The 26,142-nt window shown below is 27.2% G+C and carries 23 protein-coding genes; 3 read left to right on the top strand and 20 right to left on the bottom strand.

Annotated elements, in window-relative coordinates; genetic code table 11:
- Positions 1 to 134: 134 nt before the first annotated feature.
- The 10 genes from ABDZ60_RS06965 to ABDZ60_RS06920 all read right to left on the bottom strand — a co-directional run bounded on the left by ABDZ60_RS06965 (position 135) and on the right by ABDZ60_RS06920 (position 11,522).
- Positions 135 to 1,355: a YgeY family selenium metabolism-linked hydrolase gene (locus ABDZ60_RS06965; protein ID WP_343777107.1), complete on the bottom strand. Its 1,221-nt coding sequence runs from the start codon at positions 1,353 to 1,355 to the stop codon at positions 135 to 137.
- 199 nt (positions 1,356 to 1,554) lie between these two features.
- Positions 1,555 to 2,133 (bottom strand): NTP transferase domain-containing protein, encoded by a 579-nt coding sequence (locus ABDZ60_RS06960; RefSeq protein WP_047001329.1) that lies wholly within the window; start codon positions 2,131 to 2,133, stop codon positions 1,555 to 1,557.
- A 76-nt stretch (positions 2,134 to 2,209) separates the two neighbouring features.
- Positions 2,210 to 3,571, bottom strand: coding sequence for an 8-oxoguanine deaminase (locus ABDZ60_RS06955; RefSeq protein ID WP_343777105.1), 1,362 nt, complete (start codon positions 3,569 to 3,571; stop codon positions 2,210 to 2,212).
- Between the two features lie 380 nt (positions 3,572 to 3,951).
- Positions 3,952 to 5,715 carry a sigma-54 interaction domain-containing protein gene (locus ABDZ60_RS06950; protein WP_016206609.1) on the bottom strand — a complete coding sequence of 588 codons (1,764 nt, stop codon included), beginning with the start codon at positions 5,713 to 5,715 and terminating at the stop codon, positions 3,952 to 3,954.
- Positions 5,716 to 5,944: 229 nt separating this feature from the next.
- A complete protein-coding gene (locus tag ABDZ60_RS06945) occupies positions 5,945 to 7,297 on the bottom strand; it encodes a uracil-xanthine permease family protein (RefSeq protein WP_016206608.1) in 1,353 nt (450 codons plus the stop codon).
- A 417-nt stretch (positions 7,298 to 7,714) separates the two neighbouring features.
- Positions 7,715 to 8,059 carry a hypothetical protein gene (locus ABDZ60_RS06940; protein WP_343777101.1) on the bottom strand — a complete coding sequence of 115 codons (345 nt, stop codon included), beginning with the start codon at positions 8,057 to 8,059 and terminating at the stop codon, positions 7,715 to 7,717.
- A gap of 29 nt (positions 8,060 to 8,088) precedes the next feature.
- Entirely contained in the window at positions 8,089 to 8,313 is a 225-nt protein-coding gene (locus ABDZ60_RS06935; protein ID WP_016206606.1) for a hypothetical protein, read from the bottom strand.
- Positions 8,314 to 8,454: 141 nt separating this feature from the next.
- Positions 8,455 to 10,461: an amylo-alpha-1,6-glucosidase gene (locus ABDZ60_RS06930; protein WP_343777098.1), complete on the bottom strand. Its 2,007-nt coding sequence runs from the start codon at positions 10,459 to 10,461 to the stop codon at positions 8,455 to 8,457.
- A 291-nt stretch (positions 10,462 to 10,752) separates the two neighbouring features.
- Positions 10,753 to 11,160, bottom strand: a complete 408-nt coding sequence (locus ABDZ60_RS06925) for a hypothetical protein (protein WP_047000625.1) — start codon at positions 11,158 to 11,160, stop codon at positions 10,753 to 10,755.
- A gap of 23 nt (positions 11,161 to 11,183) precedes the next feature.
- Positions 11,184 to 11,522: an arsenate reductase family protein gene (locus ABDZ60_RS06920; protein WP_016206602.1), complete on the bottom strand. Its 339-nt coding sequence runs from the start codon at positions 11,520 to 11,522 to the stop codon at positions 11,184 to 11,186.
- 804 nt (positions 11,523 to 12,326) lie between these two features.
- Between ABDZ60_RS06920 and ABDZ60_RS06915 the strand changes: the two genes are divergently transcribed.
- Positions 12,327 to 12,968, top strand: coding sequence for a hypothetical protein (locus ABDZ60_RS06915; protein WP_172655007.1), 642 nt, complete (start codon positions 12,327 to 12,329; stop codon positions 12,966 to 12,968).
- 298 nt (positions 12,969 to 13,266) lie between these two features.
- Positions 13,267 to 13,872 carry a GerMN domain-containing protein gene (locus ABDZ60_RS06910; protein ID WP_016206307.1) on the top strand — a complete coding sequence of 202 codons (606 nt, stop codon included), beginning with the start codon at positions 13,267 to 13,269 and terminating at the stop codon, positions 13,870 to 13,872.
- A 103-nt stretch (positions 13,873 to 13,975) separates the two neighbouring features.
- Here ABDZ60_RS06910 and ABDZ60_RS06905 read toward each other — a convergent pair whose 3' ends face one another.
- The 3 genes from ABDZ60_RS06905 to purB form a co-directional block, all read right to left on the bottom strand.
- Positions 13,976 to 15,259, bottom strand: coding sequence for a hypothetical protein (locus ABDZ60_RS06905; protein ID WP_016206308.1), 1,284 nt, complete (start codon positions 15,257 to 15,259; stop codon positions 13,976 to 13,978).
- Positions 15,260 to 15,407: 148 nt separating this feature from the next.
- A complete protein-coding gene (locus tag ABDZ60_RS06900) occupies positions 15,408 to 15,572 on the bottom strand; it encodes a DnaJ-like cysteine-rich domain-containing protein (RefSeq protein WP_343777092.1) in 165 nt (54 codons plus the stop codon).
- A gap of 142 nt (positions 15,573 to 15,714) precedes the next feature.
- Positions 15,715 to 17,145, bottom strand: a complete 1,431-nt coding sequence (gene purB, locus ABDZ60_RS06895; RefSeq protein WP_016206309.1) for an adenylosuccinate lyase — start codon at positions 17,143 to 17,145, stop codon at positions 15,715 to 15,717.
- A 157-nt stretch (positions 17,146 to 17,302) separates the two neighbouring features.
- Between purB and ABDZ60_RS06890 the strand changes: the two genes are divergently transcribed.
- Entirely contained in the window at positions 17,303 to 17,521 is a 219-nt protein-coding gene (locus ABDZ60_RS06890) for a DUF378 domain-containing protein (RefSeq protein ID WP_016206310.1), read from the top strand.
- Between the two features lie 50 nt (positions 17,522 to 17,571).
- Here ABDZ60_RS06890 and ABDZ60_RS06885 read toward each other — a convergent pair whose 3' ends face one another.
- From ABDZ60_RS06885 to ABDZ60_RS06855, 7 genes are all read right to left on the bottom strand, one after another.
- Positions 17,572 to 17,832 (bottom strand): HPr family phosphocarrier protein, encoded by a 261-nt coding sequence (locus tag ABDZ60_RS06885; RefSeq protein WP_016206311.1) that lies wholly within the window; start codon positions 17,830 to 17,832, stop codon positions 17,572 to 17,574.
- A 189-nt stretch (positions 17,833 to 18,021) separates the two neighbouring features.
- A complete protein-coding gene (locus ABDZ60_RS06880; RefSeq protein ID WP_016206312.1) occupies positions 18,022 to 18,282 on the bottom strand; it encodes a stage V sporulation protein S in 261 nt (86 codons plus the stop codon).
- Positions 18,283 to 18,483: 201 nt separating this feature from the next.
- A complete protein-coding gene (gene rny / locus ABDZ60_RS06875; protein WP_016206313.1) occupies positions 18,484 to 20,028 on the bottom strand; it encodes a ribonuclease Y in 1,545 nt (514 codons plus the stop codon).
- Between the two features lie 325 nt (positions 20,029 to 20,353).
- Entirely contained in the window at positions 20,354 to 21,421 is a 1,068-nt protein-coding gene (gene recA / locus ABDZ60_RS06870) for a recombinase RecA (RefSeq protein WP_016206314.1), read from the bottom strand.
- A gap of 280 nt (positions 21,422 to 21,701) precedes the next feature.
- The gene (pgsA, locus tag ABDZ60_RS06865) at positions 21,702 to 22,292 is read right to left on the bottom strand and encodes a CDP-diacylglycerol--glycerol-3-phosphate 3-phosphatidyltransferase (protein WP_016206315.1); all 591 of its coding nucleotides are present in this window, start codon (positions 22,290 to 22,292) and stop codon (positions 21,702 to 21,704) included.
- Positions 22,276 to 23,613: a 30S ribosomal protein S12 methylthiotransferase RimO gene (gene rimO, locus ABDZ60_RS06860; RefSeq protein ID WP_343777088.1), complete on the bottom strand. Its 1,338-nt coding sequence runs from the start codon at positions 23,611 to 23,613 to the stop codon at positions 22,276 to 22,278. The genes pgsA and rimO overlap by 17 nt, the downstream gene beginning before the upstream one ends.
- Before the next feature lie 85 nt (positions 23,614 to 23,698).
- A complete protein-coding gene (locus tag ABDZ60_RS06855) occupies positions 23,699 to 26,119 on the bottom strand; it encodes an FtsK/SpoIIIE family DNA translocase (protein ID WP_016206317.1) in 2,421 nt (806 codons plus the stop codon).
- Positions 26,120 to 26,142: the final 23 nt, after the last annotated feature.

Genomic DNA, 26,142 nt, shown 5'->3' with positions numbered 1-26,142 from the left:
TTACAATTATTATAAATAAAAAACTGAAGGAAGGAAATTATAAATAGTTATAAATCATGTAAATTTTTTATAATTTCCTAAATCATAAGAAAAAGAAGCTTAAATTTATTTCTCTAAGCCTCTTTAACTATACATTATTTATTATTCACTTTATTTACATAAATGGTAGGAATTAAAGCATACATTGCTGCTGCTTTTACTATTTCGCTTTTCCATGTTCTTTCATTTGGTGCATGTGCTTGATCTTCATGTCCAGGACCAAAACCTATACATGGAATTCCATACCTACCCATTATAGAAACCCCATTAGTTGAAAAAGTCCATTTATCTACTATAGGCTCTGCTTTAAATAAGCTTCTATATGTTTCAATAAGAGTTTGACATACTTCATGCTCTTCTGGAATAACCCATGTTGGAAAATATGATTGTGTTTCATAAGAAAGTCCTGTATATGATTTTTTATCATAATTATATATAGATACCTGAGCATTGGCTTTCTTAACTGAAGGTAAATTTTTAATTTGCTCTATTGCAAATTTATGACTTTCTCCATCTGTTAATCTTCTATCTATAGAAATACTACATCCATCTGCTACTGCACATCTCGAAGGTGATGAAAAAAATATTTCAGATACAGTTAATGTTCCTTTTCCTAAAAAATCATTATACATAAGGCCTTTATCTAAACTTTTCAATTCATCTAATATCGGAGCCATCTTAAATATTGCATTTTCTCCTCTCTCTGGAGCAGACCCATGACAACTAATTCCATTGGTACTAACCTTAATTTCTACTCTACCTCTATGCCCCCTATATATATTACATGAAGTAGGTTCTGTAATTACCACAAATTCAGGATTTATATTATCTTCGTTAATTATATACTGCCAACACAATCCATCACAATCTTCTTCTTGAACTGTACATGCTATAAGTAATGTATAATCATTTTCTAAATTTAAATCCTTAATAATTTTCCCAGCATAAACCATTGCAGCTATACCGCCACCTTGATCACTTACTCCTCTTCCTAGTATTACTTCTGCATCCTCATCTCCCTCATATGGATTATAATTCCAAAGGCTAGGGTCTCCTACCCCAACAGTATCAACATGTCCATCCATAGCTATAAGATGACTTCCTGACCCCATATAAGCTAATAAGTTCCCCATTGGATCTATCTCTATTTTATCAAAACCAACCTTTTCCATTTCCTTCTTTATTCTCATTATCTTAGCTTTTTCATTACAGCTTTCACAAGGTATAGAAATTATTTCTCTTAAAAAATTACTCATATCTTCTTTATAATTTTCTGAAGATTTTATTATCTCTTCATAAATATATTTATATTCCATATTTACCTCTCCTCTAATTTAAAAGAAATACTTAATTGTTTTTATAATACGCATAATTTATGCCAAGATTTAATTAGACTTTTAGTATAGTAAATAGTAATTTTTTAATTAATATTAATATTAAAATTGTATGTAGATAATTATAAAAGAACAAATAGTTATCAAAATAATAATTTATATCATTTTGATAACTATTATTTTATCTTTTTATTAATTTAATAAATTCTTCATACTCTTTTATAGTATCAATATCTTGCAAAAACAAGCTATTATTTATACCTACATACTTAATTTTATCTTTATTATTTTTAATTACTTCCCTTCCTCCCATATCTCCATTTAAGCTTTCTAACTCTTTTTTTAAACTTATAGGAAATATAATTGGACTTCCTGTCTTATCCTTAAATTTAGGAATAATTATATTTTTACTATTTTCTGCGGAAACCTTTATCAATTTATTAACTGATTCTTTATCTATAAATGGCTGGTCGCCACAAAAAAACATATAATTATGATTTAAATCTACTTCTTTTAATCCTAATTTGATTGATTCACTTTGTCCATTAATAGCAAAATTATTTTTTATAGTTTTTATTCCCTCATTTATTCCAATATTAATTATTTCTTCTTCTCTTCCAACTAAAATTATATTTGAAATATTACATTTCTTGATTGTTCTTATTACCTTTTCAATTATTAATTCATCTCCAATATTCATTAATAATTTATTTTTTCCCATTCTTTTACTAAATCCTGATGCTAAGATTATTCCGTTCATTTTAACCACACACCTTTATCTTTAAGTAACCGCTTTCATATTCAAAAATTAGATTTCATCATGAACTTTACATAACTTATATTTTGCTAAATAAATTTTGTACTGCGTTTCTCGCTTCAAAAACTATTTTTTCTTCATCTACATTAGTAAGCTTCCCATCTTTTACTACTACTTTACCTGCTATTATTGTATAATCAACTGTTGATTTACATCCAACAGTACCTAATATTGATTTTGGATCATATTCTGCTCCTATAAACTCTATTCTATTTGAATTTATCATAAATAAATCTGCTGCTTTTCCCACTGAGAGCTCTCCAATATCATTTCTTCCAAGAACTCTTGCACTTCCCCTTGTTGCTAGTTTTAATATATCATATCCAGTCGGAGCATTATTACTCCAATTTAATCTATGAAGTAGATAACAAATTCTAAGCTCTTCTAAAAGATTTGAACCATCATTACTTGCGCTTCCATCAACTGCTAGTCCTACAGGAACATCTAGTTTTATCATTTCTGGAATTCTAGCTATTCCTGAAGATAATTTCATATTTGATATAGGACAATGTGCTACTCCTGTTTGTGTTTTTGCTAATATTTTAAGTTCTTCATCATTGAAATGAATTCCATGAGCGTACCAAACATCACTTCCAATCCAATCAAGGGTATCCATGTATTCTAAAGGTCTCATATTAAATCTTTCAAGAGTATATCTTTCTTCATCCTTTGTTTCTGCTAAATGAGTATGAAGTCTTACATTATATTTTCTTGCAAGTTTAGCACTTTCCTTCATCAACTCTGCTGTTACATTAAATGGAGCACAAGGTGCTAAGACAACTTGCTTCATGGAAAACTCACTTGCATCATGATATTTTTTTATAATTCTTTCTGAATCGTATAATATTTTATCAAATTTTTGAACAACAGAGTCTGGAGGTAATCCCCCATCCTTTTTACTTAAATTCATACTACCTCTTGATGCATGAAATCTAATTCCTAACTCTTTAGCTGAATTAAATTGTTCATCTATAAGAGTTTCTTCAGCTTTCTCTGGAAAAAGATAATGATGATCGAAGCAAGTAGTACATCCATTTTTCATTAGTTCTCCCATTCCCACTAAAGAGCTATATATTATAGATTCTGAAACTACCCCTTTCCATATTTCATATAAAGTTGTTAACCAATCAAAAAGTTCCATATTTTGTACTTGTGGCAAATTTCTAGTAAAAGTCTGAAAAAGATGATGATGACTATTTATAAGTCCTGGATATACATACATATCTTTTGCATCAATTACTTCTTTTGCTTCAAAAATATCTTTCCCTATATATTTTATAATCCCATCTTCTATATATAGATTCACATTTTCAAATAAATTATCTTTTTCATCGCAAGTTACTAACGCCTTAATATTTTTTATAAATAAGCTATTTTTCATATTGACCCCTCCAAATTCTATAATTTAAATAAATTAAACCTATTTTAGTTTTATTATATATCACTATTTTATATTTAATTACTACACCTCGCTTTCTATTCTTTAATAAATTATATATATTTTTTAAAATAAATATCTTATTTTATATATTTAATTTTGTAACTGTTTTCAAAGGGGTATTATATTAAATTTTATTACTTTTGTTATATTTTTTCAATAATTACTTTTTATTTTTTTATTTGTATATATTTACTTTTATTCATTATTATAACTTACACTTTATATTATTAAAGACTGATACCAATTGAGATTATCAGTCTATTTTTCTATCTTGGTAATTATATTTTCTTAATCTTATTATTTATTTTATAAAATATGATTTATTGTTTTAATAATTTGTATTCATCTATTTTTCTATATAAAGTTGCTATTCCTATCCCAAGTTTTTTAGCGATTTTCTTTTTATCTTCGGTACTTGTCCCATATAATTCTAAAGCTTTCCTTATTTCCTTTTCTTCTAACTCTTTAATTGGTACAATTTCCTTTGTATTATAATATATATCAAGTTTTTCACTTGATAAAATATTTTTTGGTATTACATCTTTATCTATTATACCGTCTGAGCCTATCATATTAACTATGAATTCTATAGTATTTTCTAGTTCCCTAACATTTCCTGGCCAAGTATATTTGTAAAAGGCTTCTTTAACTTCTTTAGTTATTGTTATTGAATCAAAATTCCTATCTAACAAATTTGTATATCTTTGTATAAAAAAATCAATTAATAAATCAATATCTTCTATTCTGTCTCGTAGAGGAGGAATTTCAAAAGGTATTACATTTAATCTATAATATAAATCTTCTCTAAACTTATTTTCCTTTATAAGTTCCTTCAAATTTCTATTGGTTGCTGCAATTACTCTTACATCAATATCGATTTCTTTATTAGACCCAACTCTAGTTATTTTTCTTTCTTGAAGAACTCTCAACAACTTAGTTTGAAGATAAATTGGCATATCTCCTATTTCATCTAGAAATATAGTTCCCTTATTTGCAAGTTCAAACTTACCTATCTTTCCCATTGGATCAGCGCCTGTAAAAGCACCTTTTACATATCCAAATAATTCGCTTTCTAATAAAGTATCTGGAATAGCTCCACAATTTATTGCAATAAAAGCCTTAGCCTTTCTATTTCCTTCATTATGTATAGCTCTAGCAAATACTTCTTTTCCAGTTCCACTTTCTCCTGTTACTAAAACTGTTGATGTTGAGAGTGCAATTTTTTTAACCTTCCGTTTAAGATCTTGCATTATCTTCGTTTGTCCTAATATGTTTTCTGTTTTTATAACTTTTTTAATACTCGTATATTCTGAAATATTATCTCTAAATCCTTTATAATCTCTAAAAATAAATATCTTATCAAATTGATTATCATTAAGCTCCATAGAAAAAATATTTCCTATAAATTGAAAGCTTTGATTGTCTATTGATACCTTATATATTTCCATTTGAAATAAGCTATCCCCTGTTGGCTCTATAACTACTTTGGATACAAAAAAATTATCCACATGTTTTATAAGTTCTACCCCTTTAGAATTAATATGAGTTACTTTATCATTTTTATTTAGGACCATTACACCTTGATCCATTTTATCTATTATTAAATTTAATGATTTTACAACGGTTCCTTCTCTTTTTCTTTGAAGATTTTCATAAGCTGCAGTACTTATAAACTCTGCTATTTGCTCCATAAATGCTTTATAATTATCAAATCGTGCTAGTATTTGATGCTTTTGTTCTTTATTAAAGCATACTAATCCTATAACCCCTATTATTCTTCCTTGGAATTTTATTGGAGTACTCATTTCAAATACTTCTTCACATTTTCCTCTTTTAATACAATATTTACATATATTGTCTTTACCTGGCTCTGTTATAGCTTTAAATTCTCCTGTTTTTAATACCTCTCTATAGGCATATCCTTGCTTTGATATATCCTTATCTATTCTATTTCTATAGGCTCCTGTTGCTGCAATCCTTATTAGATTTTCATCAACTACTTCAACATCTACCATAAGTATTTTCTCTACTATATTGGCATATTTCATTACAGCACTCTGAATTTCTTTCAATATAGATGGCATATCTAAACACCTCTTTTACCCTTTATTTAGTAAGAACTATAAAATATTTTTACTACTTGTATATTAAGCAATTTTCATGCCATAAGAAATTGAACATATGTAAATTTTCTTATGACCTTACTCTGATCAAGATTAACATAAACTTATATATGTTCAATCGAAATCCGATGTAAAGAAATTATAAAAATAGGGATTATATGCACTTTGGCATATAATCCCTTGTATATAGTTATTCCATTTCTTTTCTTTCTTTTTCTTCTTGAGCAATACTTTGTTTTGGAAGTATTGTATTTAAAAGTATTACAACCAGTGTTGTTATTACTACTGGAGAACTTCCAAACACCATACTTACCCAGCTTGGAAAAGCATCTAACGCTCCAGGAACTTGTGTAATTCCCATACCAAGCGCAACTGAAAGTCCTACTATACTTAAATTTCTTCCTGAAAGCTCGTCTTGTATTATTAGTTTAATACCAGTCATAGTTATCATAGCAAAAACCGTAATTGTGGCTCCTCCTAAAACACTTTGTGGTATAGTTGTAATAACTGCTCCAAATTTAGGTATAAATCCAGCAATTAATATAAATCCAGCAGTTAAAGCAAATACATATTTACTAACAACTTTTGTCATAGCAACTATTCCAACATTTTGACTATAGGTTGCTGTTGGTAAGCCTCCAAAAAATGGTCCAATGATATTTATTAACCCATTTGCAATTATTCCACCAGATAATTCTCTATCCTCTGGAACTCTATCAAGTCCTCCTGCTGTTGTAGCTGAATAATCCCCTACCGCCTGTACAGAATTAACTACATATATAACAACCATAGATATTATGGCGGAAGGTATAAATTCTAATCCGAAATGATTAACGGTTGGTAATTGTGCCCATGCTGCAGTAGAAACTGCATCAAATTTTACTTGTCCTAAAAATATTGAAAAAATATATCCTACTATAATTCCAATTAAAATAGATGCAAGCTTAATATATCCCTTACCAAAATTATTACAAATTAGCACCACAGCAAGAGTTACTAGTGCGATTACCCAATATATAGGAGCGCCAAAATCTTTTGCTGATGCCCCTCCAGCCATATATTTAATAGCTGTAGGATATAAAGATAAACCTATAGTAAATACAACTGTACCTGCTACCATTGGTGGAAATAACTTTCTTAAAGGCTTTATGAAAGCTCCAACTATAACAGCCGCAATACCTCCAATTAATTGTGCTCCAAAAATTGCCTTTATTCCATATGCACTTCCTATAGCAGTTAGAGTAGGCACATAAGCAAAACTAATTCCTATAATTACCGGAAGACCTGATCCTAATTTCCAAATAGGATATAATTGTAATAAAGTTGATATACCAGCCATAAACATCGACGCTTGGACTAAAAGAATTTTATCAGCTGCACTTAAATCTGAAACTCCTGCAACTATAATAGCTGGTGTTACATTTCCAACTATCATAGCTAATAAATGTTGAAATGACAATGGTAGTGCTTTTTTCAGAGATGGTACTCCCTCTAAATCAAAAAGTGAAGTACTCTTACTTTTTCTTTTCTTTGTTTCTAACATAATTATATATTCCCCCTCATGTAAATCTATTAACTTAATCATCACTCGAGAATATGTAATCATTATCAAAACGAAAATTTTTCTCATTTTGATAATAATATTATTCCTTTGCACTTTATTAGTAATCGTTTAAATTTTTTATTGTAATTTTTTACATATATATGTTTTCTTTGTAACTAAATAAAAAGAGCCTCTAAAGTTTCATATATTATTCAAGCAATAAATATGCCAAACTTTAAAAAGCTCTATAATTCATATTTTTTCATCAATTTTTACTATATTTCTATTTTGTTTAACTTAATAAGTATTATATAAAATATTAAAATGATAACTAAACTTTATTAAAATAGCTTGTTTACTTTGTTTTTAATTACAAAATTATTGATATCAAAATAATAAAGTATTATCATATTGATATTACCATATTATTTCATGTTCAATATTAAATTTAACTAATAATCTATATATAAAACTAACCATATTCCACATGTTTTCTTTTTCATCTTCACAATCAATTATTAAATATGAATTTTCACCTTCCATATAACACTCTACTATAATATCATATCCTTCATTAACAAAGTAATTTTCTAAAATTTCAGCAAGATTATTGCCTTGTTCATCTAAATAATCTTTTCCTAATTTCAATTCTACAACATAATTCAATCTTATTAAATTATAAAAGTCTATTATATCTTTGTAAGCATTACTAAAAACTTTAAGTTTCCTTTTTATGAATTTACCCTTAATACGTTGTCTCAACTTTTTCTCCTTACTTATCTCTAGTATGATTAATCTTTAATTCGTTTCTTTATTTTTAAATCTTCTATGTAAGATATAATAATAGATAGTATCATAAGAAGTATACCTGAATATAGTATTGGTCTATTATCTTCAATAGGACACGATCCATAAAAAATATTTTGTTTTATTCTATATATTTTATAGAATCCATATAAACTTATTATTATTGCTGCACTAAATATAATATTCGATAATTTGAATAAATTTTTCATATTTTCTAACCTTTCTTAAAAACATATTTACATTGTAACATAATTATATAATATATTGTAAATTTTCTTACATTTTTCTGTATATTAAATATTTATAAAAAAACTGCCAAAAATATATTTTATCTTTAGCAGTTTTATATATTAATATTTATTTATATCACAGTACACTCTCAATACTTCACCAACACTCCATGCTTGAGAATAGCATCCTCTACTTGTAGAAGAAAATTCTCCATCAAATATTTCAGCTATACCATTTATACATCCATCTCTCATATGATCTTCAAATACTGACAGCATTTCTTTTGCTTTTATTATAGCTTTTTCATCATAATTATTAACTTTGCAATAAGATGTAATAAATGGTCCAATTAAGAACCCCCAAGTAGTTCCCATATGATAAGCTAAATCTCTTTTAAATAACTCACCTATATATTTATCTTTAAATTCTTTATCCATAAATGAAAGTGATCTTAATCCATATGTAGAATATAAATGTTTATAGGAAGCATCTACTATTTGTTTTTCCTTTTCTCTATCTAATATTGAAAATGGAAGTGAAACTGCCCATAGCTGATTAGGACGAATTTTATCATCATCTTCATCTATAACATCAAAAAGACATTGTTTGTCTTTATTCCAAAATTTTTTATTAAAAGAATCTTTAACTTTTAGTGATAACTCTTTATAATATAAATTTTCTTTATTAAATCTAATTCTTAGCTCTTCCATTATACATAAGGCATTATACCATAAAGCATTTATTTCTACAGGTTTTCCATGTCTTGGAGTTACCACAATATCTCCAACTCTTACATCCATCCATGTTACTTGATCTAAACCTGATCCTGCAAAAATTAATCCATCCTCATCCATTCCTATAGAAAAATCTGTTTTACTAGAATATGACTTAAAAATTTCTACTAACTTATCATATATTTTTTCTTCTATAAATTTGTAATCTTCCTCATTACCAGTATATTTTAGATATTTATAAACAGCTTGAAAATACCAAAGTGATGCATCTACTGTATTATATAAAGGTTCAGTATTAGCATCAGGAAATAAATTAGGTACTAATCCATTCTTTACATATTTAGAAAATGATTCTAATATCTCTCTAGCATCTTCAAATCTTTTTGTGCATAATACTAACCCTTCAAAAGCAATCATAGTATCTCTGCCCCAATCAGTAAACCATGGATATCCTGCTAATATAGTTTTAAGTCCAGTGCTTTTTCTATAAACTATAAAGTGATCCGCAGCTTTAACAAGATTATTTGCAAAATTATCATTGTATCCAGCTTTTTCTATTAAAGTGTTTATCCTATTCTTATACTTTTTTTCTATTTCAAATCCTGTCTTATTTATTTCGTCTTCTAATGTACATATAACATAAAACTTTTTTATTTCTTTAGCTTTTATATTTATATTTACTTCATATGGAGTATAATGATTGTCCACCCCTAAAAATCCAGTTCTATTATCTATCATATAATATTGATTTTCTTCAAACAAATAATTTGGAGTTGCCATTGTTGTTGGTATTAAACTTCTGTCATAGTAATCACCTTGTGATGTATAAAAACTTATTTTTAACTCCTTATTTTTTTCTGGCGTTAATATAAGTTTATTATTTTCTATAACTTTATCAAATCTTAAATTTGATTTTTCAATAGATTCTCCTGATAATCTGTAATTAAATAAAGGTATTATTTTAAAATTTAAATCTTCAATACCATTTTGTATTTCATAACATATTGCTACTGTATTATGTCCATAATCCATTGATATACTTTTTTTGATTTTAACATCTTCTACTCTATAATGGTACTCTGGTATTGAATCAAAAATAAACTTTTCTAAATATTCATGACCATTTTTAGATGTTTTTATATATTGTTGAGAAGATAAATCATACCTTCTTCCATTTATATCTACTTCTTCTTGAGTTTTAGTTAATATTAAAAATCTATTAACTGGTGGATTTAAAGCTGCTATTAAGTATCCATGATGCATAATAGCACTTCCTCCTGCGACTGTTGAATTTGCATATCCGCCTATACCATTTCCAATCATCCAAGATAGTTCATTACCAGCTTCTATTGTTTTAAAAGAACCTCTTCCATAACTATATTTCTTTTCCACTTATATACCTCCAAAACTTCTTTAACTTTTACTTCATATGTTTATTATATAATTTATTTCCACTTTATTTAATTGTATAACAGTACAAAAACCCTATCCTTATTTTATACATTATCCAATAAATATTATTGAGTTTAAAATTTAAAAACATAATTTTATATGTAACATTTATATGAGTTTATTCATATATTTAATATAGCTATTAGCTTTAAAGCTAATCCATATAAATTCATCTCCTTCATTAAATATGAAAAGGAATTAAAGCTAAAATGCTTTAATTCCTTTTTATCTTTAATCAATTTTTATTTTTATTTTTTTAAAAGCTAATTGTTTAGATAAATTTTTATTTTCAGGATTTATTTTTATTTTAAATATATTAGGACAATCTTCATTTCTCCATGTTTTCATGAATTTAGGAGTTGCTGATAAACTGGCATAATGTCTTTCTTCAAAGTTATCAAAAAACTCTAGAAATTCTAATTTACTATTTTTATCAATAATGAAATCTTCCTTATTTATGTTATTTATTATTGGTACAAAATATCTAAGCGGCACTTCATAATTAAATCTACCTTTTATTTGCTTACCTTCTATTATAGGTCTCTTTAATAATGGATATCTTTCTATATCATTTTCTTTTAAACTAATTTTAAATATAAGCTGTTCTTCTTTAACCTTTTGTATTTTTATTTTAATCATTTGTTCACCTTTTTTACTTTATTTTATTCCCAGGTATCCCAAATTTCTTTTTTATATCCTAAAGTGGCAATATTACTATTTCTAACTATTGGAGATATAAATAATTTAGGATTTTTTAATAAAATCTCTTCTTTCATATCATTACTTCTAATTTTGTCTAAATTTAATTTTCTATAATCCTTACTATCTTTATTTATTAATTCATTTATAGAAATAGACTTTTTTACAGAATTCAGTTCGCCTTTACTAAGTCCTTTTAAATCTATATCTATAAATTGAAAATTTATATTTCTTTCTTTAAAATATCTTTCTGCTTTTTTTGTATCAAAGCATTTTTTTCGCCCAAATATTTGTATATTCATACTTTTATCTCCTTTAAATTATTATATAAATATTTGTTTTTCATAAATTCATTCATATAATAGGAATATTTTTATTCTTTTATTAATATTATTTTACAGTATTGTATTATTATTTATAGAATACTTTTTCTGATATTATACAAGCTAAATATAATTAGCTTATACTCTGCCCTTAAAAATTATTTGTATTAATAAGTATTATATGCTTATTACTGAATATCTATTATCCCAAAGCTTCAAATTAAAATATGTAGAGTTTTAATTATTTAAGATTCTAAAACAAGCTTGGGTATAGATTTTCTATACAGCATCAAAAAAGCTATTACATATTTCTTAGGCTTTTTTGATGCTGATTTATTTATTAAAATAATCACTTTTTAAATATATTTTTCTATATTAATAATTAAGAGTAATTTTTAAGGATGATTATTTTTGCAATATATTTTTATAATATTAAGAATTGTTATCATAGAATATATCATTATATTTTTTCATGAATTTTTGCATTTTATTATTTCTTTATTTCTAAAGTTTAAATGTTCTTTTTATCATGTTATTCCTTTTACAATATACAAAAAATACTCTAATATAAAAATTAAAATAAATCCTCCTATTCATGATACTATAACAAGCAGATCTCATTTCAATTGTTTGAAAATTTCTTCTAAAATTGATTATAATATTCTTTTAAATAAAATAAGATTTTTCTTTTGGATAGGACCAATATATGACTTTTTAATTTTTATAATTTTATTTTGTATAGGAGTTACCTATATTAATTATTCTTATTTAGCATTAGTTTCTTTGATTCATCTATCTATAACTACCATTAACTTTTTTAATAGTGATGGTAAATATGCAATTGGTTCTAAAGAAGATGATAGAATAGCTTTTAATTTAATTAGAGATTTTACACTTTGCGGAAATAATAAGGTTTACTCCGAAAGTAAAAGAATTCTTACTGATATACACATGGAAATCTCACAGAATATACAATTAGAAAAATTCAATGTAAATGATTTATGGAACTTTTTAAATAATATATCCTTTTATACTAATTCTCTTTTAAGTTTTTTAAATAAAGATATTTTAACTCTTCATCCATCAACTTTAGATTTCTTTGAAAACTTAATAAGAGATTTTGATGATATTAAAAAATATGATTATAGACAAGTAGAAAAAACTTCTATTTCTATAATTTATTATTTAATCTATAAAAAGCTTAAAGATAAATACTTTTCTCCTGACGTAGAAATTATTGACAAAGTTTATATAGGCTGTAATTCAATTTATTTTAGAAATTTATTTGATTTATATTTTAAATATAAAACCCTAAATAAAGAGTATTTAATTAATGAAAATAATATGCCAATCTCTATTTCTCTTTGTGAAGGTTATACTAAATTACTATTAAATTTAGTATTTTTAAATAATTCCTCCAATTAATATAATAGGATATATCTAATTAGATTTTTATAAATATAATTTGATATATCCTATTATTTTTAAACCAACGGTTTATATTATATGGCATTTAATTATTTTTTTCAAATAATAGTATTTCTTTATTTACACAGAAATATTATGTAAATTTGTAACAACTTATTAATTATGTTATAATATAATTAAATATATTATATGATTTGTGCTTAATGTCAGCTGTTTATTTAAGTTATTTTTGAACCATATAATATTTAAGTAAAATTAGTATATAAATAACTTATATAACTGGAGGTGTAAATATATGAATAAAAAATTTACAGCAATAATTATCTCGCTATTAATAGGTTTTTCCATGATTTCTTGTCAGAATGGAGATAAAGACAATAATATATCGGAAAAAAATAATACTGGAAGTTTTTCTAATAATAATGATGATTCTAAAAACAATATTAATAATTCCAATAATGAATCTAGTGAAATAGTTTCTGATGATGCAAGAATTTATTATTATGATGTTGTTATTGATAAAATAGTTTATATTAATAAAACTATTGAAATAAAAGATAAAGCTACAGCTACAGCATTAATTAATGAATTAAAGAAATCTCCTAATAGTGATATTTCTCCTGCTATATCTAATGATATTTCACTAATATCAGCTAAAGTTAATGATGAAAATGATACTATAACATTAAATTTTTCTTCTAACTTTGTTGAAGCTCAGAATTTAGGATCTGGTGCTGAAACAAATACTTTAAAAGCTATATGTAATACTTTTGGAGATTATTTTAATGTTAGCAATGTTATAATAAATTTAGATGATAAGCCTTATACTTCTGGACATATCTTAATGAAAGATGGAGATTCATTTAAAGTTGATACAAACAACTCTATTGAGTTAAAGTAACACAAATCCTATCTTGCAGTAAAAATTAAGAATAAAAAAATTAATTTTGAAAACTTCCATAGTGATTTTCAAAATTAATTTTTTTTATCTTTGTTATAGCCTTTTATTTATATTCTATACCTCTTGTATAGAATAAGTCATCAGAAATAGCTGCAATTCCCCTTATTTCACTTCCACTTTTTACTTTTCTTTCTTTTATAGGATCTAAAGGATATGCATTACCATTAAATTTTAATACTCTAAAATCTTCTTTTTCACTATCTAATACTTTTACTATTAAGTCTCTATACCCATTACTTTTATTTTCAGAAATTATTATTGGATTTACAATATTGCTTATTTTAGATATTAAATTATATTCATCATTTTTTCTTTTGAATATGGCTAAAGTTCCCCCTCTTTCAGTACAAAATCTAGGCCCCTCTAAATAAACTAATATGTGATAATTAGCATCATCATTCAAGTTCACTTTATTATATAAATAATTAACCTTATCCTCTCCATGATTTAAATTAAAAAACTTTTCTATTGCTCTTTCTATAGAACTATCTTTTACTAATTCCGATTCTATAAATTCAATTTTAGAAAAATTTATATAACTCTTATTGCTTATTTCCTTTGATCTTATTAAAGGATTTGGTAACTTTTCTCCTAATATACCTACAAATGAATCTTCTTTTTCAAAAGTTATGTTCCTAAAGCTTAAAGTACTATTCATTACAGCTAAAATATCACTTTCACTTCTTCCAATAATTTTTTGTATTAATAAAAGGTCTAATACATCTTCTCTTCTTATATCTATCGGACTTATTCCTGATACTGGAAGAACCTTCCCTATTATCTTTTTCTTTAATAATCCATTATCATTATATATTTCGCTTAAGTAAAGTTTATCTTTTCTACTTATATCTATTGAATAAACTGTATTTTTCTTAGTATCTACAACATCTACCACATAATTATCTTGATATATTACCTGATATGATTCACTTTGATTATAGTAATTTGTATCAAAAATTTTGATAACTTTGTCTCCATCTAATGTAAAAACTTGTGCTGTTATATATGCATTGGTACCTATATCCTCCATAGAAAATAATATTTCATTATCTTTATCAGCCTTAAAATGCTGCAATGTTATTCTCGGCTTGTATCCTTCGATTCCTCTTAAGTCTATATTAACTATCTTACCGGTCTCCCCATCAGAAATTAATATTTCCATATTATAAAAGATGGTATTTTTCCCACTGCCTTTTCTATTTCCTACTAAATATACAATATCTAGGGCACTACTTCCTATTACGTCTCCAACCCTAGTTGAAATTACTTCTTTTTTATCTCCTATATTCATTTCAGTTCTTGGGATATGACTTATATATATTGACATAAAAATTTCCCTTTTAAATTACTATTACAGTATATACTATTACAATGCATTTAATTTTGTTATTCTAAATAAAGATAAGGTAAGAAAAAATCCTACCTTAATATAAATAATGCAACTAATTGCTAGACATATCTAGTTTATGATAAACCTAAAGTTTTCCCCCACCTTCACAAACAGGACATTTAAAACTCCCTTCACCACCACAAGTTAGGCAACGTTCATTTGGCGATTCTTCTGTACCACAATCGCATTTTATTCTTCCTGTTCCACTACAACTTATGCATTGAGACATATATTCATCTTTATCTATCATTTATATTCCTCCCTTACTAATTCTATCTATTAATTATTGTCTAATTTAACTATTTTATTCATTTTTCATTAATATTCTTACTAAAATAAATAAGTCATAAAGTATTATTTTTATAACACTTCATGACTTTTTAACTGCTTTATTATACTAAAATCTCTGTTTCTATTTGTAACGCATCTTTATTTTCTTCAATAACTGGTCTTATATAAGTATCTATAAATTCTAAAACTTGACTTGGAGCTCTCCCAATAAATTTAGTTGGATCTATTATATTTAATATTTCCTCTTGATTTAACATAAAACTTCTATCATTTATTATTCTTTCTATAAGATCATTTTCTAATCCTTCACCTTTCACTCTTTGAGCTGCTTCCATTGAATGAACCCTAATTTTTTCATGAAGCTCTTGTCTGTCTCCACCTCTTTTAACTGCTTCCATCATGATATTTTCTGTAGCCATAAATGGTAACTCTTTATTAACGTGAGAGCTTATAACTTTTTCATATACAACCATATTTTCAGCAATATTTATATAAAGATTCAATACTCCATCCAATGCTAAAAATGCTTCAGCAACTGCTATTCTTTTATTAGCTGAATCATCTAAAGTTCTCTCAAACCATTGTGTAGCTGCTGTTATAGCTGGATTTAATGAGTTTACTATTACATATCTTGCTAGAGAACCCATTCGTTCGCTTCTCATTGGATTTCTCTTATATGCCATTGCTGATGATCCTATTTGATTTTTTTCAAACGGTTCTTCGATTTCCTTCATACTTTGTAATAGCCTTAAATCATTACTAAATTTATAAGCACTTTGAGCAACTTCTGATAACCTATTTAGTACTATAGAATCTAACTTTCTTGGGTAAGTTTGACCCGTTACACCGTAGCTTTTCGCAAATCCCATTTTTTCAGCTACAATATAATCTAATTTCTTTACCTTTTCTTCATCATTATTGAATAACGCCATGAAACTTGCTTGTGTGCCAGTAGTCCCTTTAACACCCCTTAATTTAAGCGTTGACAGTAAAAAGTCTATATTTTCTATATCTAAAACTAAATCTTGCATCCATAAAGTAGCCCTTTTTCCAACAGTAGTTAATTGAGCCGGCTGAAAATGTGTAAAACCAAGTGTAGGCATTTCCTTATATTTTAATGCAAAACTAGATAAATGATTTAATACTAATATAATCTTTTTCTTAATTAATAATAGTGCATCTCTCATTATTATTATATCTGTATTATCTCCAACATAACAGCTAGTTGCTCCTAAATGTATAATACCCTTTGCTCTAGGACACTGAAGTCCATAAGCATAAACATGGCTCATAACATCATGCCTAACTTCTTTTTCTTTTTTTATTGCTTCTTCATAATTTATATTATATATATTGGATTTAAGTTCTTCTATTTGCTCTTCACTTATATTTAATCCTAGTTCTTTTTCTCCTTCTGCTAATGCAACCCATAGTTTTCTCCATGTTGAAAATTTCATATCATCTGAAAATATAAAACTCATTTCCTTTGATGCATATCTTGAATTTAATGGTGAATTATATAAATCTCTCATCTTTAGATAACCTCCGAATAAATTTTTAGTTTTTTTTATCATCATTCGTATTATAACATAATTATAATACTTTTAAATAGCTTTTATATTAATTTTCAGTTATATTTTTGTTTTTTTTTAATATATATATACTGTATTATTTATAAGGAGGTAAAATATGTGTAAAATATCTTTATTGGATAAGATATCTTTTATATTAGTATTAATTGGTGCAATAAACTGGGGTCTCATAGGTTTATTAAGTATAAATATTGTAACTCTACTAGTTGGAGGCTCTGTTATACTACAAAGAATAGTATATATCGTAATATTTATTGCTGCTTTGGATATAATCGCCTTAGTTTTCAAGTGCAAATCTTTAAATTTATTTAATTAACTACATACTAATAAAAGATTAATAAAAAAGTGCCTTTTGGCACTTTTTTATTAATCTTCTAAGTTAGCTATTAAGTTAACAATTTCTTCTGCTGCTAAAGCTTCGTCATCTCCGCTTGCTAAAACAGTTATTTTAGCTCCTTTAGTTACTCCTAAAGAAAGAACTCCAATTAAACTCTTAACGTTTGCTTTCTTTCCGTTAAACTCTATGCTTACATCTGATTTGAAAGATGAAGCCTTCTTTACTAATAAAGTTGCTGGTCTAGCATGTAAACCAGTTCCGTTGTTTACTACAACCTCTTTAGATATCATTAAACACACCTCTTTACATTAAATTTAAAATAGTTTTCTATTTAACTATTTCATTATATATGTAATTTTAAAAAATTTCAAGGCTTATAAAGGCTATTTTGCTTAATATGAAAAGGAACTACCTAAATGTAGTCCTTTTCTTTATTTCCCCTAAATAGATTTTCTCCCCAATTTAAATATAAAACCTTACTATCTTGGTTGTACAATTAATTTTATTGCAGTTCTTTCTTCACCATCTATTTCAATATCAGTGAATGCTGGAACACAAACAATATCTTTTCCGCTAGGGGCAACGAAGCCTCTTGCTATAGCAATTGCTTTTACTGCTTGATTTATAGCACCTGCTCCTACTGCTTGGATTTCTACTATATTTTTTTCCTTAATTATGGCAGCTAATGCACCTGCCACCGAATTTGGATTTGATTTTGTTGAAACTTTTAATACTTCCACTTGTCTTTACCTCCTAGATAAAAATCGTTTACAATATGTTATAGAGCTTTTGCTCCTACATCATATATATTCTATAAGATACAAAAAAATCCTTCTTTATTTTTAAAATTTTTATACTTTTATTTTTTTAATTTATATAAAAAATAAATTTCTTTAAAATGAAAAATAAAGTACATTTTGCACTGCAAAATGTACTTTATATTATTTAGCATAATCTACTGCTCTTGTTTCTCTTATAACATTAATTTTTATTTGACCTGGATACTCTAATTGTTCTTCTATACTCTTAGCTAAACTTCTAGCTAATTCTACAGATCCAGCGTCATCTAACTGATCTGGTTTAACCATAATTCTAATCTCTCTACCAGCTTGAATTGCATATGATTTTTCTACACCTTCGTAAGAATTTGCAATTTCCTCAAGTTTCTCTAAACGCTTAATATAAGCCTCAAGAGTTTCTCTTCTAGCTCCTGGTCTTGCTGCTGATATTGCATCAGCCGCTTGAACTAATACAGCTTCTAGTGTTAGCATCTCAACATCTCCATGATGTGCAGCTATAGCATTATATACAGCTTGTGATTCTCCATATTTTTTCGCTAAATCGCCCCCTATTACAGCATGGCGGCCTTCTTCTTCTTGTGTTGCTACTTTACCAATATCATGTAATAATCCTGCTCTCTTAGCTAAATTTACATCTAAGCCTAACTCTGCAGCCATAACACCAGCTAAATATGAAACTTCAATTGAATGCTTTAACACATTTTGTCCATAACTAGTTCTATACTTTAGTCTACCAAGTAATTTAATTATTTCAGGATGAACACCATGAACACCAGTTTCTAATGTTGCTTGTTCTCCTTCTTCTTTGATGTCATTTTCAACATCTTTGGTAGCTCTTTCTACCATTTCCTCGATTCTAGCTGGATGAATTCTACCATCCACAATTAACTTTTCTAAAGCTATTTTGGCAATTTCTCTCCTTACAGGGTCAAAACTTGATAAAATAACTGCTTCTGGAGTATCATCTATTATTAAATCTACTCCTGTTAATGTTTCAAGAGTTCTGATATTTCTACCTTCTCTACCTATAATTCTACCCTTCATTTCATCATTAGGAAGGGCAACAACATGTACTGTTGATTCTGATACATGATCAGCTGCACATCTTTGAATGGCAGTTGTTATAATTTCTCTAGCTTTTTTATCTGCTTCTTCTTTTGCTCTAGATTCTATTTCTTTGATCATAATAGCAGTTTCATGAGTAATTTCTCTTCTAACTTCTTCTAAAAGAATTTCTCTAGCTTCATCAGTAGACAGAGTTGCTATTCTTTCAAGCTCCTCTCTTCTTTTAGCAAATAGTTCCTGTACATTTGCTTCCATTTCATCGATTTCTTGTAATCTTTTACTTAATGCTTCTTCTTTCTTTTCCAGAAGATCACTTTTCTTATCTAGGGATTCCTCTCTTTGAATTATTCTTCTTTCAAGTCTTTGAATTTCATTTCTTCTTTCCCTTGAATCCCTTTCTAAATCATTCCTAAGTCTATGAACCTCTTCCTTTGCCTCTAAAATTGACTCTTTCTTAGTTGCTTCAGCTTCTCTCTTAGCATTTTCTAAAAGAGTTTCCGCTTCTTTTTCTAAGCCTTCTATCTTATTTTTAGAAGCACTTTGTATAGCCTTATAAAGTAATAAGCCAAGTATGACTAATACTATAATATCAACTATTATCCAAATAAGAACCTTATTCATATCCATAACAACACCTCCTCCATTCATATAAACTTATGTTTAAACGAAAATGTAGTAGGCATCACATTTAATCTTAACTGATATTTGAAATATGATAAAACCAGTATTTGTTATTATTTTATCTTAAAATTAAAATTATGTCAAGTTTAGTTATTTATTTGATAAACAAAATTTAATTGTTTACATTATTAATAATGTATTGATTTCTATGTTTTATTTTATAATTAATAAAAAAGTCGACAATAATAATATTTCAATATTATCACTATCGACTATTAGTATTAACATTTTTATCTAATTATATTCAATATATTATTAAAGTTTATTATTCTTTTGCAGTTTTATCTTTTGTAGTTTTATCTTTTGCAGTTTTATCTATAGCAACTTCTTTCATTATTGGAAGTTGAAACTTTTCTCTAATTTTATTTTCTATTTCTAATGCAATTTCAGGATTATCTTTTAGATATTGCTTTGCATTTTCTCTTCCTTGACCAAGTCTTATATCACCATAAGAGAACCAAGCTCCGCTCTTTTGAACCATTCCCTCTTTAACTCCAACATCAACTATATTTCCATTTCTTGATATACCTTCATTATACATTATATCAAATTCAGCTTGCTTAAATGGAGGTGCTACCTTGTTTTTCATTACCTTAACTCTTGTTCTATTTCCTACAATGCTTTCACCTTGTTTTATTGAATCTATTCTTCTAACATCAAGTCTAACTGAAGAATAGAATTTTAAAGCTCTTCCGCCTGTTGTAGTTTCAGGATTTCCAAACATAACTCCAACTTTTTCTCTTAATTGGTTTATAAATATAGCTACACAACCCGTTTTTTGTATAGTTCCCGTTAATTTTCTTAAAGCTTGTGACATAAGTCTTGCTTGAAGGCCAACGTGAGAATCTCCCATTTCACCTTCTATTTCCGCTCTTGGAACTAAAGCTGCAACTGAATCGACTACTATTACATCTATTGCACCTGAACGAACCAATGCCTCAGCGATTTCAAGCCCTTGCTCTCCTGTATCTGGTTGTGAAACTATAAGATTTTCTGTGTCAACTCCTAAATTTTTTGCATAACTTGGATCTAATGCGTGCTCAGCATCAATAAAAGCAACAGCGCCTCCAAGCTTTTGTGCTTCAGCAGCAATGTGTAATGCTACTGTTGTTTTACCTGAACTTTCTGGTCCATATATTTCTATTATTCTACCTTTAGGAACTCCCCCTACACCTAAAGCTATGTCCAAATCAAGACAACCTGTCGAAATAGTTTCTATATTTAATGAACTATTTTCTCCTAGTTTCATTATAGAGCCTTTACCAAACTGCTTTTCAATTTGACCCATTGCATTTTCTATAGCCTTTAACTTATCCATATCTATATTTCCCATATAGCACCTTCCTCTCTTTGCGAACATTTGTTCTACAATTAATTATAAAGTATTTCTTACTTATAGTCAACATATAATATTCATTTTAATATAAATATATAAATTTCAATAATTATTCAACATTTAAATAAATTAGCTATGCTAATCTTTAAGTTATAGCACTTTTCTATTTATATAATTTATTAATTAGAAACTATATATATTAAAAATATATTAAAAGTTCCAACTATCTAAGATGGAACTTTTATTTTTAATTATACCCATATTTCTATTTTTTAAACTACTTATTAGTATCTATTATTTTCATGTTTTTAGCAAAATAATCATATCCAGATATTATCGTCATTAGTACAGCTAAAAACAATGCAATCTTAGGTCCATATGTAATAACATTTTTAAATATATCACTTTCTGATACTAATGATATTAGATATTTTGAAGATGCTACATTTACTTGAATTAATAAAAATATTATGGCAATTATTTGAGTAACAGTTTTTAGCTTTCCCCAATTGCTTGCAGCAATTACTTTTCCTTCTGCTGCTGCTATAGTTCTAAGTCCTGAAACTGCAAACTCTCTCGCTATTATTACTACTGTAGCCCAAGCTGGTATAACTTGAAGTTCTACTAATGAAATTAGGGCAGCTGTAACTAAAAGTTTGTCTGCAAGAGGATCCATAAACTTTCCAAAATTGGTTACTTGATTTCTACTTCTTGCAATATATCCATCTAATTGATCAGTTAAAGACGCAATTATGAATATAAAAGTAGCTATGAAAGTTCCATATGGAATGTTTTTTACAGCAATAAATATTAAAAATATCGGTACCAAAAATATTCTTATCATTGTTAGCTTATTTGCTAAATTCATCGCATATCTCTCCTATTAAATCATACTCTAATGCTTCCTTAATTTTGACTTTCACAATATCGCCTTTTTTAAGACTTCTAACTTCATCAATTAATATACTTCCGTCAATTTCAGGTGCCATTTCTGAACTTCTCCCAATGAAATATTTCCCTTTTCTTCCTTCTATAATAGTATCATAAATCTTTGAAATTTTCAATTTGTTTAGTTCCTCAACAACATTTTTTTGAATTATCATAATCTTTTTTTGTCTTTGCTCTTTTGTATCTTCGTCTACCTGATTTTCCATATTAGCAGCTGGAGTTCCTTCTTCTTTTGAATATTTAAAAACTCCTACATTATCAAGTTTATAATCTTCTAAAAAATTGCACAGCTCATTAAAATCTGCATCTGTTTCTCCTGGAAATCCAACTATAAGAGAAGTTCTTAGAGTAATTCCTGGTATTCTTTTTCTTAATTTATCTATTATTCCTATTATAGCTTCCTTATTAGTTCTTCTCGCCATACCTCTTAGTATATTACTACTTATATGTTGTATTGGTAAATCTAAATATTTAACTACCTTAGGATTAATTGATATTTCTTCAATTAGTTCTTCTGTTATTTCTTCTGGATAACAATATAATAATCTTATCCATTCTACTCCATTTATATTTGAAATTTCTTTAATTAATTCATGAAGTTTATTTTCATTGAATATATCCATTCCGTAATATGTTAAGTCTTGAGCTATTAGAATAATTTCTTTTACTCCATTTTTAGTTAGATAATTAATTTCTTCTAGTATAGATTCTTTACTTCTACTTCTAAATTTTCCCCTTATTTTTGGAATTATACAATAAGTACAATAATTATCACAACCTTCTGCAATTCTTACATATGCAGTGTGCTTATCTGTAGTTAAAAGTCTTATTCCTTCGTTTATATTATCATCGCTATAATTCGTTGCAAGTAGCTTTCTTTCTCCTTTTATAAAATCTAATATAAGCTTATGCAGTTTCATATAGTCATTAACACCCATAAGAATATCAATTTCTGGCATAAGTTCTAAAAGTTCTTCGCCATATCTTTGAGCTAAACATCCTGTTGCTATAAGCATTTTACATTTATATTTATTTTTATATTCAGCCATCTCTAATATTGTATCTATTGATTCTTGTTTTGCACTTTCAATAAATCCACATGTATTGACTATTATTATTTCTGCCTCTCTAGGATCATTTGTTATTTCATAAAATTTATTTATAGTTCCAAGAATAAGTTCTGAGTCTACCCTATTCTTATCACATCCTAAACTTACCATACCAACTTTATATTTTTCCAAAGCTACTTCCTCCTACGTTTCCTAAATTCTTGATTTTTAGCCTAAATATTATTTTAATGTAGAAAAATAATATTTACAAGTTTTTTTAGTCATCCATATTTAATTCTTCTTTAGAAAGTAGAACTTGCCTTGGTCTGCTCCCATCTTTTTCGGATATAATACCTCTCTCTTCAAGTTCATCCATTATTCTTGATGCTCTATTAAATCCTATCCTAAGTTTTCTTTGTAAAAAAGATGTTGATGCTTGATTATATTCTATAACAATTTTTATTGCTTCATCTAAAAGCTCATCATTTTCTTCTATATCATCTGATTTTCCACTTTCCTTGCTTCCGTTTTCTATATGTTCAAGTATTGATTCTTCATAATCAACCCCAGCTTCTTCCTCTTTTATAAAACTTACTACTTTTTCTACTTCTTCTTCTGAAATAAACGCTCCTTGAACTCTAATAGGTTTGTTTTCACCTATTGGACAATATAGCATATCTCCTCTTCCTAGAAGTTTTTCTGCTCCAGTTGAATCTAGTATAGTTCTTGAGTCTATCCCTGATGAAACAGCAAATGAAATTCTAGATGGTATATTAGCCTTAATAACACCAGTAATTACGTCAACAGATGGCCTTTGAGTTGCTATTATCAAATGCATCCCTGCTGCTCTAGCCATTTGTGCTAGTCTACAGATATAATCTTCTACATCATTAGGGCACGCCATCATCAAGTCAGCAAGTTCATCTACTATCATAACTATATAAGGTAATTTTTCTTCAATTATACCTTTATCATAAAGAGAATTATAACTTTCAATATTCCTTACAGAGGAATCTGCAAATAACTTATATCTTTTATTCATTTCATTAACTGCCCAATTTAATGCTGCTGCAGCTTTTTTAGGATCTGTAACTACAGGAATTAAAAGATGAGGTATCCCATTATAAACACTAAGTTCTACAACTTTAGGATCAACCATTAATAGTTTAACTTCATTCGGACTGTATTTATATAATAAACTAACTATAAGAGTATTAATGCATACAGATTTACCTGAACCTGTTGCCCCTGCAATAAGCATATGAGGCATAGTTGCTAAGTCGCCAACTACACATTTACCCGCTATATCTTTTCCTAAAGCAAAAGCTAGTTTTTTATCTGAAGTTTCAAACTCCTTGGAATCTAAAACTTCTCTTAAAAATACTGATGTTTGCTTATTATTTGGTACTTCTATCCCTATAGCTGCCTTTCCAGGAATAGGAGCTTCCATTCTTACACCACTAGCTGCAAGTCCTAATGCTATGTCATCTTGAAGGTTCACTATTTTAGAAACCTTAACTCCTGGACTCGGTTGAATTTCAAATCTTGTTACTGATGGCCCTTTAGTCACTTGTACAACCTTTGCATCTACTCCAAAGTCATTTAGAATTCCTTCAAGCTTTCCAGCATTTTCTATAAGCTCTTTTTTATCTTCGCTTCTAAGCTTCATTTTGCTATTTATATTTAAAAGATCTACTGATGGATGTATATAAATTTTCTCTTCTTTTTTTTCATCTGTTAAACTTTCTTCTATCTCCTTACTTACTACATCCTTAACTGAGCTATCTAACTTCTCTTTTTTCTTAGGCTTTTCATCTTCTTTTACATTTTTATTAGCTTCTTTATTTGCCCTACTTTCATGATTTTCTTCATCAAAAACTTCGATATTAAATGGATTATTATTTTTATCTACTTTAAAATCTTCTTGATTACTTTCAATCGTACTTTCTTCTAAAGAAGAATTTTTCATAAAATCTAAAATTTTTATTTTATTATTTATTCCATTTATAAATTCTTCTCTTTCCTTTTCTTTTTCCTTAGGTATAACTTCTATTAAAGGTGCATTTTCTTTTTCTGCTGCTGATTCTATAGCCGCTTCCTTTTTTAATGCTTTATCTTTTTTGGCATTTTTACTTTTTTCTTTAAAATACATGATTATATCGTAGAAAGTTATATCAAATAGTAATACTGTTCCTATTACCCATATCGAAATGTATAATATATATGATCCTATATAACCAATAAGTTTACTTAGTGGATAAGCAAAGATATGCCCTATAAGCCCTCCATGCACCCCATTTATATTAACAACTTCTAACCAACTTTCATAAAATCCGCCTTTATTTTGTAATATATTAATACTACCAGTGGCGCATCCTAGTGTTATTGCTAATATAATAAGAGTAATTGCAAAAACTCTTCTTGTTACTTTTATACTTCCCTTTGATACAATTGTATAATACCCAAAATAAATTAAATATAACGGAAGAACAAAAGTGCTAACCCCTAATAATTTATATATTACTTTTCTTGATAAAACAGATAATGCACCTGCCCAAGTTGTATAAATCGCAATAGATAATAGCATACCTACTACTATATAAATTATTCCCTTAATATCTCCACTTTCTTTTAAATCATTGTTTTTTTTATTTGTGTCCTTTTTTTTGCTAGTATTTTTACTCTTAACTTTAGACAAAGAATCACCTCACTGTTTTCCCA

This window comes from Clostridium sartagoforme (assembly GCF_039521405.1).
GTDB classification, from domain to species: Bacteria; Bacillota; Clostridia; order Clostridiales; family Clostridiaceae; genus Clostridium; species Clostridium sartagoforme.
Note: the sequence above shows the minus strand (reverse complement) of the source record. Positions and strands in the feature narration are given on the sequence as shown.

What these genes read in the sequence shown, in the direction of transcription:
- ABDZ60_RS06925 (WP_047000625.1), bottom strand. Translation starts at nt 11,160, where the DNA reads ATGATTAAAATAAAAATACAAAAGGTTAAAGAAGAACAGCTTATATTT.
- ABDZ60_RS06945 (WP_016206608.1), bottom strand. Translation starts at nt 7,297, where the DNA reads ATGTTAGAAACAAAGAAAAGAAAAAGTAAGAGTACTTCACTTTTTGAT.
- purB (WP_016206309.1), bottom strand. Translation starts at nt 17,145, where the DNA reads ATGAGAGATTTATATAATTCACCATTAAATTCAAGATATGCATCAAAG.
- ABDZ60_RS06905 (WP_016206308.1), bottom strand. Translation starts at nt 15,259, where the DNA reads ATGTCAATATATATAAGTCATATCCCAAGAACTGAAATGAATATAGGA.
- ABDZ60_RS06955 (WP_343777105.1), bottom strand. Translation starts at nt 3,571, where the DNA reads ATGAAAAATAGCTTATTTATAAAAAATATTAAGGCGTTAGTAACTTGC.
- pgsA (WP_016206315.1), bottom strand. Translation starts at nt 22,292, where the DNA reads ATGAATTTAGCAAATAAGCTAACAATGATAAGAATATTTTTGGTACCG.
- ABDZ60_RS06910 (WP_016206307.1), top strand. Translation starts at nt 13,267, where the DNA reads ATGAATAAAAAATTTACAGCAATAATTATCTCGCTATTAATAGGTTTT.
- ABDZ60_RS06890 (WP_016206310.1), top strand. Translation starts at nt 17,303, where the DNA reads ATGTGTAAAATATCTTTATTGGATAAGATATCTTTTATATTAGTATTA.
- rny (WP_016206313.1), bottom strand. Translation starts at nt 20,028, where the DNA reads ATGAATAAGGTTCTTATTTGGATAATAGTTGATATTATAGTATTAGTC.
- ABDZ60_RS06950 (WP_016206609.1), bottom strand. Translation starts at nt 5,715, where the DNA reads ATGCCATCTATATTGAAAGAAATTCAGAGTGCTGTAATGAAATATGCC.
- ABDZ60_RS06920 (WP_016206602.1), bottom strand. Translation starts at nt 11,522, where the DNA reads ATGAATATACAAATATTTGGGCGAAAAAAATGCTTTGATACAAAAAAA.
- ABDZ60_RS06900 (WP_343777092.1), bottom strand. Translation starts at nt 15,572, where the DNA reads ATGATAGATAAAGATGAATATATGTCTCAATGCATAAGTTGTAGTGGA.
- recA (WP_016206314.1), bottom strand. Translation starts at nt 21,421, where the DNA reads ATGGGAAATATAGATATGGATAAGTTAAAGGCTATAGAAAATGCAATG.
- ABDZ60_RS06960 (WP_047001329.1), bottom strand. Translation starts at nt 2,133, where the DNA reads ATGAACGGAATAATCTTAGCATCAGGATTTAGTAAAAGAATGGGAAAA.
- ABDZ60_RS06885 (WP_016206311.1), bottom strand. Translation starts at nt 17,832, where the DNA reads ATGATATCTAAAGAGGTTGTAGTAAACAACGGAACTGGTTTACATGCT.
- ABDZ60_RS06965 (WP_343777107.1), bottom strand. Translation starts at nt 1,355, where the DNA reads ATGGAATATAAATATATTTATGAAGAGATAATAAAATCTTCAGAAAAT.
- ABDZ60_RS06935 (WP_016206606.1), bottom strand. Translation starts at nt 8,313, where the DNA reads ATGAAAAATTTATTCAAATTATCGAATATTATATTTAGTGCAGCAATA.